This window comes from Enteractinococcus helveticum (assembly GCF_020742345.1).
GTDB classification, from domain to species: Bacteria; Actinomycetota; Actinomycetes; order Actinomycetales; family Micrococcaceae; genus Yaniella; species Yaniella helvetica_A.
On the sequence record NZ_DYXC01000032.1, the window covers coordinates 19605 to 33970 of the forward strand.

General features: G+C 57.2%; 13 protein-coding genes. 3 read left to right on the forward strand and 10 right to left on the reverse strand.

Annotated features, from left to right (window positions below; translation table 11 throughout):
- Positions 1-40: 40 nt before the first annotated feature.
- Positions 41-1411, forward strand: coding sequence for a DUF1731 domain-containing protein (locus K8V32_RS02770; RefSeq protein ID WP_303902533.1), 1371 nt, complete (start codon positions 41-43; stop codon positions 1409-1411).
- Between the two features lie 39 nt (positions 1412-1450).
- On the opposite strand, the gene K8V32_RS02775 is transcribed toward K8V32_RS02770, so the two are convergent.
- The 6 genes from K8V32_RS02775 to K8V32_RS02805 all read right to left on the reverse strand — a co-directional run bounded on the left by K8V32_RS02775 (position 1451) and on the right by K8V32_RS02805 (position 7204).
- On the reverse strand, positions 1451-2197 hold the full coding sequence (locus K8V32_RS02775; protein ID WP_303902536.1) for an SDR family oxidoreductase: 747 nt from the start codon (positions 2195-2197) through the stop codon (positions 1451-1453).
- A gap of 212 nt (positions 2198-2409) precedes the next feature.
- Positions 2410-3354 carry a zinc-binding dehydrogenase gene (locus K8V32_RS02780; protein ID WP_303902539.1) on the reverse strand — a complete coding sequence of 315 codons (945 nt, stop codon included), beginning with the start codon at positions 3352-3354 and terminating at the stop codon, positions 2410-2412.
- A 551-nt stretch (positions 3355-3905) separates the two neighbouring features.
- Complete coding sequence (locus tag K8V32_RS02790) at positions 3906-4982, reverse strand: NADH:flavin oxidoreductase/NADH oxidase (RefSeq protein ID WP_303902545.1); 1077 nt, start codon at positions 4980-4982, stop codon at positions 3906-3908.
- A 181-nt stretch (positions 4983-5163) separates the two neighbouring features.
- Positions 5164-6306 carry a calcium:cation antiporter gene (locus K8V32_RS02795; RefSeq protein ID WP_303902548.1) on the reverse strand — a complete coding sequence of 381 codons (1143 nt, stop codon included), beginning with the start codon at positions 6304-6306 and terminating at the stop codon, positions 5164-5166.
- Between the two features lie 81 nt (positions 6307-6387).
- Entirely contained in the window at positions 6388-6789 is a 402-nt protein-coding gene (locus K8V32_RS02800) for a nuclear transport factor 2-like protein (RefSeq protein ID WP_303902552.1), read from the reverse strand.
- 52 nt (positions 6790-6841) lie between these two features.
- Positions 6842-7204 carry a dihydrofolate reductase family protein gene (locus K8V32_RS02805; protein ID WP_303902555.1) on the reverse strand — a complete coding sequence of 121 codons (363 nt, stop codon included), beginning with the start codon at positions 7202-7204 and terminating at the stop codon, positions 6842-6844.
- A 41-nt stretch (positions 7205-7245) separates the two neighbouring features.
- Between K8V32_RS02805 and K8V32_RS02810 the strand changes: the two genes are divergently transcribed.
- On the forward strand, positions 7246-7560 hold the full coding sequence (locus K8V32_RS02810) for an MmyB family transcriptional regulator (RefSeq protein ID WP_303902558.1): 315 nt from the start codon (positions 7246-7248) through the stop codon (positions 7558-7560).
- 118 nt (positions 7561-7678) lie between these two features.
- Here the strand turns inward: K8V32_RS02810 and K8V32_RS02815 are convergent, their stop codons facing one another.
- From K8V32_RS02815 to K8V32_RS02830, 4 genes are all read right to left on the reverse strand, one after another.
- Entirely contained in the window at positions 7679-8794 is a 1116-nt protein-coding gene (locus K8V32_RS02815) for an ABC transporter ATP-binding protein (protein WP_303902561.1), read from the reverse strand.
- Positions 8795-8874: 80 nt separating this feature from the next.
- A complete protein-coding gene (locus K8V32_RS02820) occupies positions 8875-10212 on the reverse strand; it encodes an ABC transporter substrate-binding protein (protein ID WP_303902564.1) in 1338 nt (445 codons plus the stop codon).
- A 43-nt stretch (positions 10213-10255) separates the two neighbouring features.
- Positions 10256-11101 (reverse strand): carbohydrate ABC transporter permease, encoded by an 846-nt coding sequence (locus K8V32_RS02825; protein ID WP_303902567.1) that lies wholly within the window; start codon positions 11099-11101, stop codon positions 10256-10258.
- Positions 11098-12063: a carbohydrate ABC transporter permease gene (locus K8V32_RS02830; RefSeq protein WP_303902570.1), complete on the reverse strand. Its 966-nt coding sequence runs from the start codon at positions 12061-12063 to the stop codon at positions 11098-11100. Before K8V32_RS02830 ends, K8V32_RS02825 begins: the two co-directional genes overlap by 4 nt.
- A gap of 112 nt (positions 12064-12175) precedes the next feature.
- Here K8V32_RS02830 and K8V32_RS02835 point away from each other — a divergent pair.
- The coding region (locus K8V32_RS02835; protein WP_303902573.1) for a helicase-related protein at positions 12176-14366 on the forward strand (2191 nt) is incomplete at its 3' end.

Genomic DNA, 14366 nt, shown 5'->3' on the forward strand with positions numbered 1-14366 from the left:
TGTTGCCAACCTTATGTTTTAACCGGTTTACGATGGTCACATGGGTTTCTCGAGGACACAAAGTATTTACCTTGCACTGCCGACCGAAACGGTCTGGGGTCTTCTGGCGGCTCCCAGTGCGTGGCTACAGTTTGACGACCAGCTACAAAAATTCACGCCGGTGAACATGGCTGGCAACCGGCTGCAAACCGGTGATACCGTCAAGGTCGTGCCCAAGGCCCTGATTCGTGGTTTCGTCCACGCGGTCACCGCACCTCCAGCCACAATCATAACGGCCCGCGAAAATCAGGAAATCTCCTGGCGCCAGGATCAACCGGGCGGTCATACTCAACAACGGTGGATGGTTCACTCCACCGACGACGGCGGCACGATGCTGACCCGTCACACAGAAGTCGTGGGCCCTTTCGCGGCCCCCTTGGGGGCAGCCTTAGCTGACCCATTAGCCGGCGATTTGGGTGCTGTGGGAGCACGCATGTTCAAAATGGCCGGAACAGCAGATGCATCCCAGCCGTTGAATATTATTGCCGGGGGTTCAGGGTATCTGGGATCGCGTCTTGCTACACGGATGCTCGCAGCCGGCAAACGCGTCATGGTGCTGTCGCGCAATCCAAAAACCGGCACGGCTTATCCCCAGACCCGCTGGGGCCAAGATGATCTGGTACCGCTGCATGAACAGCTCATGGATGATGCCGGATTTAATATCATCAACCTGGTCGGTCGGCGGATCGGGGCAAAATTCACTGCTAAAGAAGTCGATGCCTTGGCGGCCTCACGTATCCCGCCAACAGAAACCTTACGCAATGCGGTCAGGACCGCAGAACATCAGGGCGGTAAACTGCACCGGTGGATTCAGGGTAGCGCTGTACCGCTGTGGGATCCGCAATCCACCGTAGAGTTCACAGAAGAAACCTCCCCCACCGCAGCAAAAGATGGCCCCGATGGGATGGGCCAGCTGGTCGCTGACTGGGAAGCTGCCGCGCCCGAAGGCGCGATCATCGTGCGGTCAGGGGTCGTACTGGGACCACAGACTGAAATTGTCATGGGTCTGGCCGCCATGGCAATGTCGAAAACTCGACCCAACATCGATGGGTTTCTGCCCTGGGTCCACGAAGACGACTGGGTTGGCATCGTTGAGCACTTGTTGACCATGAAGCGCCCACCCAATGTCGTGGTGGCCGTTGCGCCCCAACAAACGCGATTATCAGAAGTAATCACCGCCTTGGCACCCGGCCTAGGAACACGCAGCTTCCCGGTTCCTGCCACAGTGCTCAGCATTGGGATGAATATCATCCGCATGGAGCCGGGCATGTTGATGGGCAGTACGCGAGCACGCTCCGAAGTATTGGACGATGCCGGATATCAGTTCAAATATCCCAACATTGCTGAGGCCGCCGACGCCGTCACTCTCTAACAAGATCCCAGGTGATTCCAAGATAGGCGTCAAATTGGCTCAACCGTGCTGTGCGGGTCTGGCGGTGAGCCACTGACGAAGCTTCGGTCCGATCACTTCTGCATCAGGTCCAGGGAGGCAAACTCCTTGACGGAAGGCTCGGCCGAAGCGTCCAGGAAGCGGCAAAGGTATCGTCAGTCGACGCGTATGGGGTAGCTGCTGGGTCAACTCCCACAGGGTCATGACCTCGGGGCCAGCAAAATCGGCCGTACTGTCTTTGCGCTGTCCCACGGCAAAGTCCACAATAACTTCAGCGGCAGCAGCCAAAGCAACCGGCTGAATGGTCATCTGCGGGATAAAGGAAACCGGTCCGACTTTAAGTCTTGCAAGGTTTTGTTCAGCAAATTCGAACCACTGCGTTGTGCGGATAATGGATACATTCTCGCTCTCGATGCGTGCCACGCTTTCCTGTGCCGCTTTGCCAGCAAAGTATCCGTATCCTTGAACGTCTGGGTGTTCACAGTTGACGATGGACAGCAAAATATGGCGGGCCCCATTATTGCGTGCCGCAGCCGCTAACGCCCGTGTCGAACGTGTAAAGAATTCCGTGGCTGTTTTCTTGCTCGTAGTAAACGTCCCAGTGGCTTCAATGATCGCGTCGAATCCTGCCAACCGCCGGGTCGCATCATCATGGAGCACATCAAATCCGGTAGATCGTGAAAACAGTTGCGGCGTGGCACCCCGATTGATGACCGCTTGTTCGATTGCCCTGCCTGATATTCCGCCACCCACGATTGCAATGCGCATGGTCTCTCCTGAAAGCAGAATGCAACTCCCTGGCCTACAACAGGTGATTTCCATCCTAAAAGATTGGGTTTACCGGAACAATGCTGAACACTGTTGCAGGCAACTCGTTTACAGCGCAAATAGGTCGGTTCTTTTTTGGATTGCCACACAAAGCACTGAGCGCCCCTATGCCATGTGATAGCGGCAGGGGCGCTCAGCGCGTCGGTGAGGAATTATTCTGCGACTTTGGCAACCAGTCGGCCGGTCACTTCACCGCGTTTGAGGCGATCAACGCCGTCAGCGATTTCTTCAAAATCAATAATGCTCAGGGTTGGTTCCAGATCACCGGAAGCAATCCATTTCATCACGGATGCGATGTCGTTTTTGGAACCACCGTTGGAGCCCACCAGTTCGACCTGGCCGAGAATCAGCGCATTGGTATCGATGGTAGCTTCGAGCTTGCCCATCCCGACCAGCACAACACGGCCCTGGAATTTCACGGTCTGGACGGCTTCGTTGGTGGTGGTGCCGAACCCGGCGAAGTCGATAATGACATCGAGTTCATCGTCTTTGAATTCACTAATCGTCTTAGCAACCTTGACCGCACCGCCGGCTTTGGCTTGCTCCCAGACGTCTTCTTTAATTTCGGCGACGTAAACTTCGGCGCCTTCCAGGTGCGCCAAGCGGGCACCGATCTGGCCAAGTCCGCCGAAGCCAATAATGCCGACTTTCATACCGGCTTTGACACGGCCCTTGCCGAGTACAGCTCCGGCGGAAGTCATGCCGGCGTCGGTGGCTGCCGCGGCTTGTTCAAAGGAAATGCCTTCCGGCATGGCGACCAGCTGATCAGGGTCGACTTCAGCTTTGGCTTCCCAACCACCGTTGACGCCGTAACCAAATGGGCCGATCATTGGCCAGACGGCGACCTTGTCACCTACTTTCCAGTCGGTCACACCTTCGCCAACTTCGGAAACAATACCTGAGGTTTCGTGGCCTGGCACGACCGGCATCTCTTTCATCAGGCCCATCCAGCCTTCATCTTCGAGAATACCGACGTCGGAGTGGCAAAGACCTGCGGCCTGTACATCGATGACGACCTTACCCGCTGAGGCTTTGGGCTCGTCGATGTCAACACGTTCGAATGGTTTACCGGTTCCGTGGAAATGCCAAGCTTTCATGCTGAACTCCTTCATAGAGCCAATGCTCTGGTCATCACTGGTTGTATGATTTATCCAACCATGTTTATCGTAATGAATACGTTTGCCCATTTCCCAAGGTTGAGACGCTTGCGGTTGGTCACGTTGAGCACATTGTCCAGATCAGCCCGAAATCCCGAGCTGACGACTGTCTTCTGCTAAGTAGCTTCGGTACCCGTTGGTGGTTTGGGTGGAAGCCGATACCAATCCCAAGGAGTCGTAGTGCCGCGGCATGCAAGTGCTGATGCCAGATCGTGCGGTAACCTCACCGATCAGCAGGATTCTCTCCTTGCATTGGGCCCCGAAGGTTCTGCTTCGTCGCGTTAGGTTTGGACAAGCAGCGTTTCGAATTCGGCCTCGGAATTGGCTGTGAGCAAGAACGTCACAGTGGGGTGAAGCCGCACCTGCGCAGGATCGTTGTGCAGCACTCAACTTTGTGCCGAAGCAGAACTCAGGGTTGCGATGATCTGCGAGATGACCTGGCGGTGATCGTGGCGGGTAAGTGCCCTAGAAGGCCCCGTGGCCGGGGAGACTTAGCGATATGCCCGGTGATATTGGATCGGCGTTGGTGGGTTCTTATGGCGCAACACCTGGGCGGCATGGATTGGGAAATTTGCATTACGTAAGGATTCACGGCCGACCAACACAACGTCGGCTTGGTCGGTGGCCAGGATGTGCTCGGCTTGGAAAGGTTGAGTGATCAGTCCGACCGCAGCGGTGGGTACGCCGGTGCGCTGGCGGATGATTTCAGCAAATTTCACTTGGTAGCCGGGGCCGGTTGGGATGGTGGCGGGCACGTTGGCCCCGGAGGACACATCGATCAGATCGACGCCGTATTCGGTCAACCACTGCACGATCTGGACGGTGTCGTCAATCGTCAGCCCGTTATCGACCCAGTCCACAGCAGACAGTCGCACCAACAGTGGCATATCTTCCGGGATCTGATTGCGAATAGCGTCGACAACCTGCAGCAAGAAGCGCGCCCGGTTTGCCAAGGAGCCGCCGTAGTCGTCGTCACGAGTATTGCTCAGCGGCGAGAGGAATTGGTGGAGCAGGTAGCCGTGGGCTCCGTGGATCTCAATAAAATCAAATCCAGCCTCCACGGCGCGGCGTGCGGAGGTCTGAAACGCTGCGACCAGCCCTTCGATACCGGTATGGTCTAGGGCTTTGGGAACGGCGAGTTCCGGATAGGCTACAGCAGATGGCCCGACTGTTTCCCATCCGCCGTCAGATGCAGGCACGGTGCCGGAATGATCCGGCTCAAAGGTGCGATAGGTACTGGCTTTGCGTCCGGCGTGGGCCAACTGGATGCCGGCTTTGGCACCTTGTGATTGCATGAAAGCAACCATTGGCGCCAACGCATCGCGTTGTTCATCGTTCCACAGGCCAAGGTCTTGTGGGGAGATACGTCCTTCGGGTGTCACGGCGGTGGCTTCCACAATGACGGCACCTGCTCCCCCACGGGCTAGGCCACCCAAGTGAACCATATGCCAGTCGGTAGCCACGCCATCTTGGGCTTCGACACTGTATTGGCACATCGGCGGAACCCACAGCCGGTTGCGTGCTGTCATGCCGCGTAGGGTGATGGGTTCAAAAAGCAAACGAGACAAGCGAAGATTCCTAGCCTTTATCGGGATCAGATCAGGTTTTGTATTCCGACGACGATGGTATCAGCTCGTAGGAATACACAATTTAGACAGAGTCTAAAAGAGTGATATTCCAATCCTCCGCTGAAGGTGTCGGACTTTGCGTCAGCAAATTCATAATCCTGCGGACTCCAGATGACAGTTCTTACGAAAACATAACAAGCAGATACAGCACGAAGGTCATCAGATGAGCGGCACCGTGTAGTGCGGTGACTTTCTTACCGAGCATTGCAATCATGGTCAGCACCATGGTAAGCACCAGCAATAGCAAGTTTTCGGGTTCTTCGGCCAGGATCACAGTTTGCCCGGTGAATAGCCCGCTCAACAAAACGGCTGGAATCGTTAGCCCTACCGTAGATACCAGCGCTCCATGACAGAGGTTGCTGACACGTTGCATTTCACCAAACGCGGCCGCACGGATCGCGGTAAGCGTTTCCGGTAGGAATACGATCGCCGCAATCAAGATGCCCGACAGTGCGACCGGGGCTCCAACACGATCCAGTCCAAAGTCGAGCAGGGTTGCCATATCGTGGGACAGCAGCACGATGGGAAGAACGGTCAGGACCAAGACGATGCTGCGGGAGAGTATTTCACCGCGGTGCTGTGTCAGCACTCGACTGATGCTCGTGTCGACCCGGTTGGCTGGAGCCGACGGAATTTCGTTTAACGTGATGTCTTGAAAATCGGCACGCTGTGGTCCCATCTGACGGTACAAGAAGTATCCGTACATGCTCAGGGTCAGGATAGCGACAACGGTGGCTGCCCCGGGCACATAGGCGCCGTTATCGCCAAGAAAATGTGGGAAGGCAAATGCAACGGCTAGGAGCACAACCAGAATAGACACATAGGACGATGCGCCAACGCTATTGGGTCGCAAATTCTTGTGACGGCTGCTTCCTACAATGAGTGCCACACCGATGACTAAGTTCAAAATAATCATTGATACGGCCATGACAGAGTCTCTGGCAATGGTTGGATAATCGCCAGGACCGAGCATGACTGCTGAAATCAAGATGACCTCGATTATAACGATCGATAAGGTCAGCACTAATGTCCCATAAGGATCCCCCAGACGGCGTGCTAAATGCTCAGCATGGGTCACGACTCCGAACGCACAGATAACGATAACGACGACGATTGCTGCCAGTATCCCGAAAAGCATCGGTGTGGCAATCGGGCTGTCTAGCATAGGGCTAGCCAGAAACATCGTCAGGACAGCGCCCCATCCCAGGAGCAGTTGCAGTACCACGGTGGGGCTGATGATAGCGCGCAATATTGGCAAAAACACGGAAACGGCCTTTCTGTGGGCCGTCCCAATGTGGTTTACAACGCTCGGGCCGTCCCGAGCGCGCGCTTGATAATGCCCATCTTAGCCATCTTCGTGTTCAATGACGTAACTACGAATTTCTTTGATTTTCGCGGTCTTGGTGTGACCGCTAAACCGTAGCACGTGATTGAACACCTTCCGATCGCCGGCCGCCGCGATGATGACTCCGTCGGCAGCGCATTCGGTCCCGTGAGTAATTACGGTGTGGAGTTTCAGTTCGATTATCGAGGGTTGTTGCGCTAGCCATTCACGCACTGCTTGCTTAGATGTCAGCTGGGTAGAGCCGAAAATCTCCCAGTGGAGGGTGTCGCTGAGCATCTCTACCACTGCATTGTCACGTCGCTCGTAGACGGCGATCAAAAAGTCACGAACAACTGCTTTCCGGGGTGCGTTGCCGCAGTGTTCGGGAATGTCGATCACTGAAAGAGTCCTGGGCTCTGCCATCAGGATTGTTCCTTTTCAGGAGTCGCTGTCTGGGTTGATCTTCCAGTATGCCTCATGCTGATTTGGGTGTATACCTGAGCCAGACCACACCATCGCCAAGGTGTTCCATATGGGCAAGATCATATGCCTTATCTTCAGGGGTCGTGTTTGGCTCGCGGGCGGTGAAGAACCGGGCGGCTGCTGGATCGCCGTTGGCAATAGGTGCCAGGATCATACTGACTTCAACCACAAGACCTTGCTGCCTAAACGACCAGTTGATGGTTCCTCCCCCACCAACCATGAGGCGTTTGATCCCGTGTGAGTGCAGCTTTTCCAGCATGAGTTCGTAATCGATCTGCTCTTCACCGGCGATGATGTACGAGATGCCCATGCGACGCAGGAAGGCTTTATAGGCTTTCTTGATGACCGTGCTCACGATTTTTTTATTCGGATGGGGAAGCCTTCGCTGATATTACTGTGGCAATTTTGCGAACGGAGGCTGGACGCAACCCACATAATAAGAGTCTGCATGACTTGACTGGTGAGTTGAGCACACGAAGTGAAGATTTTTGTAGCAGGTGGAGTCACCAATTTGTGCGGCACCACGGGACCGGTTCCAAAACCTTCAACCACTCGTTAGTGGGTGAGCTGGCCTACGAAGGCATGCACATGGCAGCAGACCCCGGACTCACGCTGACGATTTATGCGGCGGAGCCGGATTCCACTTCTGCGGAACGCCTGCAGCTCTTGGCCAATTGGGCAGCCACCGAATATCGGGATGTTCGCCGCTAAATACTATTTTGCATGAGCAATGGTGGCCTGTTGTCTTCGGCCAATTCAACACATTGCTGGAACTGTTGGGAAGTTGCGCTAGCAGGGGTACTGCCAGGGCTCCCTCCCCTGGCGCGGGTTAGGCACCGGTACCGACGAGGCGTTCAGTGTTGGCATCGAAGAAAAGCACTCTGTGGGCGTCGGCAACCAGTGTGATACGTTCCCCGGCCACTGGGTCTTGGTCTTTACCAATCCGAGCGACCATTTGTGTGCCATTGGGTGCGCCGTGGACAGCACCGTAAACATAGGTATCGGACCCCACGGATTCCACGAGTTTGATATCCATGGTGATCCGGTCAGTATCGCCGTCGGGATCCACGATGGCTTCTGCTGGCACGAAGAGGTCTTCTGGTCGAACACCGACGACGACGTCGTCGTGGGAAAACTCTAGCTCGGCCGGGACGGGCACGAGGTTGCGACCGACGCGCACGAATCGGCCGGTGCCGTTGGACTCGAGTCTGCCGGGCATCAGGTTCATGGTCGGTGAGCCGATGAAGCTTGCAACAAAGAGCGTTTCGGGGCGATTATAGAGGTCTTTGGGGCGGCCGACCTGTTCGATTCGGCCTTGATTCATGACGACGACGCGGTCGCCCATGGTCATGGCTTCGGTTTGGTCGTGGGTGACGTAGACGGTGGTGACCCCCAGGTTGCGTTGCAGCTGGAGGATTTGGCCGCGGGTTTGCACACGCAATTTGGCATCCAGGTTGGATAACGGTTCGTCCATGAGAAAGACTTGCGGGTTGCGTACGATGGCTCGACCCATGGCTACGCGTTGGCGCTGACCGCCGGACAGTTGTCGGGGTTTGCGGTCCAAGTACTGGTCGATGTCCAACAATTCGGCGGCTTTTTGGATGCGCGCGATGCGTTCGTCTTTGGGCATTTTGGCGTTCTTGAGCGCGAACTCCATGTTGCCGGCAACAGTCATGTGCGGATAGAGGGCGTAGTTTTGGAACACCATGGCGATGTCGCGTTCGGCGGCGGGCACGGTGGTGACGTCGTCGTTATCAAATGCCACGGTGCCTTCGGTGGGCAGTTCCAGACCGGCCAGCATGCGCAGGGTGGTGGATTTGCCGCAGCCGGACGGGCCCACGAGGACGAGGAATTCGCCGTCGTTGATGTCCAGGTTGATGTCTTGGACCGCATTACGTGTGGCACCGGAATAGCACAGGCCGACGTTTGACAGGGTGACGCGCATTGGGAGTGTTCTCCTTGCGGGGCTAGCGGCGGGGACGAAACTGTTGCTGTCCCCGCCGTGATGTGATGGTTTTTGCGGGGTTAGTTGTCTAGCACTGGTGCTAGGTCGGAGTCATAGAGACCCTGGAGCGTGGTTTGAAGCTCGGTGAGGGTTTCGTCAACATCGGCCTCGGTGGTCAGAATGTTCTGCAGGGTCTGGGACAGGTTGAGGTCACCGCCGGGCAAAAAGACGCGGGCAAAGTCCTGGGAGCGGGCGTTTTCTAACTGGTTGACGGCAACTTCGAAGGCCGGGGTGTCGGCATAGACCTCAGACATGTCAGCATCGGTGCGCACTGGCAAGTAGCCGGTGCCTTCGGAGAAGGTGGCGGTGTTTTCTGCGTTGGTAACGAAGTCGATAAACATTGCGGCAGCGACTTTATTTTCGGCCGGGGCTTTTTCGGCGATGCTCAGCCCGGCACCACCGGTTGGGACCACGGCGTTGTCACCGGTTGAACCCAGTGGCAAAAAGCCAACACCAACTTCGAAGTCAGCGGTTTCCAGGATGCCCGATAGCGAACCGGTGGAGGCAACAACCTGACTGACAGCACCCGCGGAGAAGTCGGTACCCGGGTCGCCGGATACGACGGTGGCCCAGCCCTCATCCACGGCGTCCTGGGCGAATTCCAGGGCCTCGACGGTTTCATCGGATGAGACGGCGGAGAAGTCCCAGTCGTTGGACCAGGCGCCACCGTTAGCCCAGATGAGGTTGGACATGGTCCAGGCTGGGTATTCGGCTTGGGGTGGGAAACCAAATGGTGAGGCGCCCGTGTCAGCATCGGCAAGGGCGGTGGAATATTCTTCGACGTCTTCCCAGGTTTCTGGGGCGTCCGTCAGGCCGGCTGCTTCGTAGTGGTCGGCGTTGTAGTAGAACAACGGGGTGGAACGCGCGTATGGGGCGCCGTAGTGGGAGCCCTCATACAGGTAGTCGCCGTACAGTGCGTCCTGGTAGGTCGACGTGTCGGCGCCGATTTCTTCAAATAACGGGTCGATGGGTGCCAGCGAGCCGTTGAGATAGTTGGTGAACCAGGTGGCATCAGATAATACGACGACGTCGCCGACGTCACCGGAGGCCTGGGCGGTTTGGAAGCGTTCTGAAACTTCTTCGTAGTTTGCGCCGGCGGTGACGAGTTCAACGCTGATACCGGTTTCTTCTTCGAAGGCTGCGATCAGATCGCGTTCGATGTCGATTGAGCCGCCAGGGTGGTTGGACCAGAAGGTGATCGAATCGGCTGGTTCGACCCCGGATATATCGGCGGCTGCTGCTTCGGCGTCGTCGGCGGTGCTTCCGGTCGATGGGCCGCACGCGGTAAAGAGTAGTGCGGAGGCAGCCAAGATCGCGCCGGTGGCCAGCCGCTTGCGGCCGGTGAAGAAGGTTGACATATTTGGGTGTCCTCTCGGTGATGGGGTGTGGTTTCTCCGGTGGTTATTTGACCGCGCCCTGAGTCAGGCCGGCCACAATGTAGCGCTGCAGGGCAGCGAAGATGATGAGTACTGGGATAATGACTAACACAGCACCGGCCATGAGGATGCCGTAGGATCCGGTGGATGATTCAATTGAGTTCAGCAGGTTCAAGCCGACCGGTAGGGTCATTTTGTCGGCCGAGTCGACGATGATTAGCGGCCACAAGAAGTTGTTCCATTCATTGACGATGGTCACCAGCGATACGGTGGCAATGGTGGGCATGGTTACGGGGACCAGCACCGTCCAGAGGCGTTTCCAATGACCGGCCCCGTCGAGTTCGGCGGCTTCAACCAGTGCGTATGGCACCGTTTTGAATTGCTGACGCAGCAAGAACGTGCCAAAGGCGGTGCCCAGGCCGGGCAGGATGATGCCCCACAGGGTGTTGCGCCCGCCTAAGGCCGAGATGGTCAGGTAATTGGGTAGGATCGCGACTTCCGGTGGGACCATCAGGGCGACCAGGATGCCCAGAAAGATGACGTTTTTGAACCGGACGTTAATGAAGACCAGCGCATAGGCGGTGGTGATGGCCAGCAGGACCTTGATAAATGACCCGACCGCGGTGGTGAGAATCGAGTTCAAAAACACTTGGCCCAGAGGTACGCGCTCGGCGACCTGGCCGTAGTTTTCGATCGTTGGTTCCTCCGGCAAGAAGGTCGGTGTGGTCGTGACGATTTCGGCTACGGGTTTGAACGATGAGATCACCATCCACAACAGCGGCAATACGACGATGAGTAGGGCCAGCAGCATGGGCAGATACCCGCAGGCGATGGCCGAGGCGAGGTTGCGAGGGGTCAGGGCGCGTTTCATGCGTAGTGCACCTTCTTCTCCACGAACCGGATCTGGATGAATGTGACCAGAAACAACACGACGAATAACACCACGGAGATGGCCGCGGAGTAGCCGGCACGCTGGTAGGCGCCGAAGGACTGCAGGTAGACCTCAAACAGGATGGTGTTGGTACCGTTGCCGGTTGGGGTCATGATGCGCAGCACGTCGAAGGCTTGCATGGATGACAGGATGCTGGTGATCAGAATGAAGAACATGGTGGGACTGAGCAGTGGCAGGGTGACCTTGAAAAATGTGCGGACGGCGCCGGCACGGTCGATAGCTGCGGCTTCAAACAGATCGTTGGAAATGGACTGCAACCCGGCCAGAAAGATGACGGCACAGTACCCTAGGTTCTTCCAGATGTAGACGATGATGACCATCAACAAGGCCAGATCTGGATCCAAGAACCATTCGGGAGAATTTTGCCCGAAGTAGGCAAATACGTGGCTGAGCACCCCCAGATTGGGGTCAAAAATGAAGCTCCACACTAAGCCGATCCCCACACCGGAGAGCACATAGGGTGAGAACACTGCGGTGCGCACGACGGTACGACCGGGCAGTTTGCGGTTCAACACCACGGCTAGCAGCAGGCCCAGAACCATTGATCCAACCACGGTGGCCACGGTGAAGATAATCGTGACGCGCCAGACTTCCAGTCCGGTCTCCGAGGTAAAGAACTGGGTGTAATTCTCCAGGCCGATAAACGTGGCCGTATCGGACCCAAGGCGCCAGTTGAGCAGCGAGTAGCGAATATTGGCGATTAGCGGGTAGTAAATGAACAGCAGGATGAGGGCAATATTCGGTCCGGCAAAAAGTAAGAAGGTCGTCCAGTTTTTTCTGGAACGTGCCCGGCGAGCTTGCTTATGCTGTTGCGCTGTATGGCGAACAACCGGGGTCCGTTGTTCTGGATCTGCCTTGATAGCCGGTGGTCTGATGGACATAGTTGTCGAGATTAACAGTGGTTAGTAGACGGTTAGGGACTGGTGGGTCAACGAATCCTAAACCTGGGGTAAACGAGTCCGGTTTTGTCGGCAACGTCATAGAGTGGAAGCGATGAAACATGAATCTTCCGGTACCGTGGCACGCTTTGATCTCGAGGTTATTGGTGCTGGGCTGTCTGCAGCGGACCTGACCGGGCCCTTATTAGCTGGCGATAGCGCGCTGCGCACCGTGGTGGTGGCGCCTCCTGGGACCGGGAAGACCACCATAGTGCCGCCGACCGTGGCGAATCGTTTAGCCTCCCAGGGACGAAGCGGCAAAGTCGTGGTTACCCAACCGCGTCGGATGGCCGCCCGGGCTGCTGCCCGCCGTTTGGCCCAGCTAACCGGCACCCGGCTTGGTGCGGAGGTCGGATACGCTGTGCGGGGTGATCAACAGATCTCGAAGGCTACGGTGGTGGAGTTTGTGACCACCGGTGTGTTGTTGCGTCGACTCATCCGCGACCCCGAAGCATCCGGGATTGCCGCCATCGTGTTGGATGAGGTGCACGAACGCCATCTGGATACCGATCTGACGTTTGCCATGGTCCAACAACTGGGGCAATTACGCGATGCACCACTGGACATCGTGGTCATGTCGGCGACGCTGGATGCCAAGCTGTGGGCAGGGCTGTTGACCGACGACGGCGAGACTGCCGCAAACATTTTGAGCGTCGAAGCAAACTCCTATCCCCTGCGTGAACAATGGGCGCCGCTGGCGGGTAACCAACGTGGCATCGACGCCCGCGGAGTCACCGATACCTTTATCACCCACATCGCCGATACCGTCGTCTCCACCGTTAAACGCGAGCCGTATGGTGACGTCTTGGTTTTCTTACCCGGTGCTCGGGAGATCGATCGCGTAGCTCAACGGCTATCCCAGCAGTTGCGTGATGTCGAGGTTTTACCACTGTTGGGCTCGACTCCGGCAGCTGAACAAGACCGCATCTTACAACCGCGCCGCGAACAACAACCGCGCAGGGTTGTCTTAGCGACCAATGTGGCCGAATCAGCCCTGACGGTGCCCGGGGTTCGCATCGTGGTCGATGCCGGTTTAGATCGGCAGAGTCGGCTCGATACCATTCGCGGGGTGGCCGGGCTCGTCACGGTTGGGGCCGCGAAATCCTCGATGGTTCAACGTGGCGGCCGTGCCGCGCGACAAGCACCCGGTCTGGTGGTGCGGTGTGTATCGGATGCCGAATTCGCGGCTCGTCCAGCACATCGGCCGGCTGAAATTCGCACTACCGATCTGACCCAGGCGGTATTGGATCTTGCCTGTTGGGGTGCCGCCGACGGCGCTGGCATGGCGCTGCCCGAACCCCTGCCGGAGCGTGCATACACCACAGCCGTGGACACGCTCACGCAACTGGGTGCCCTGGATGTTCAGCACCGTGTGACCCCATTGGGACGCAAACTGGCTGATCTGCCGGTGGATCCGCGGCTGGGTCGCGCCCTGTACGACGGCGCCGAATTTTCCGGTGCACAATTAGCCGCGGAAACCGTAGCAACCCTCTCCTCGGATCAGCGTGCCCCGGGCGCAGATCTCACCGCCCTGCTACGTCGTCTACGGGCTGAACGACCCCAACGGTGGACCAGTGACGTCGTCCGGTTGCGTCGAGTGCTACCACCCGAGACAACGGAATCTTCCCGAGATCCATTGCAGATCGGCATGATCACCGCACTGGCCTACCCCACCCAAATTGCTCGTCGACGCGGTACAGCCACCGGCCAGACTGCCGAGTATCTCTTGGCCTCGGGCACGGCGGCTTCACTGCCGAAGGATTCATCCTTACAAGGCTGTGAATGGTTAGCCATCGCGCAGCTGACCCTGCACGGCAACCGGGCAATCATCCGCAGCGCTGCCGAACTGGACCAAGACCACGCAGAACTTGCTGCCGGCTCCCTGGTCACCACACAGACCGAGGCAAAATTTGTCGACGGCAAAGTTTCAGCGCGCTCCATGCACCGCCTCGGAGCCATTGAATTATCCTCAACCCCGGTCAAACCCACACCGGAACACACAAAAGCCGCCGTGGCGTCCACGATTCGTGAGCGCGGCGTGCTGGACTTTTTTGCTGTTACTACCAACCCCAAACGGTATGCCGAGTTTGAGACCCTGCGTGGACGCCTGGGGATCTTATATAAAGTCTTCGGCCCGCCTTGGCCCGATGTCACCGACACGGCGCTGACGCAGCACCTGGATGACTGGCTGGAACCGGAAATCGAACAGCTTGCCCGCGGCACCCATCGAGATCGTCTCGATCTAA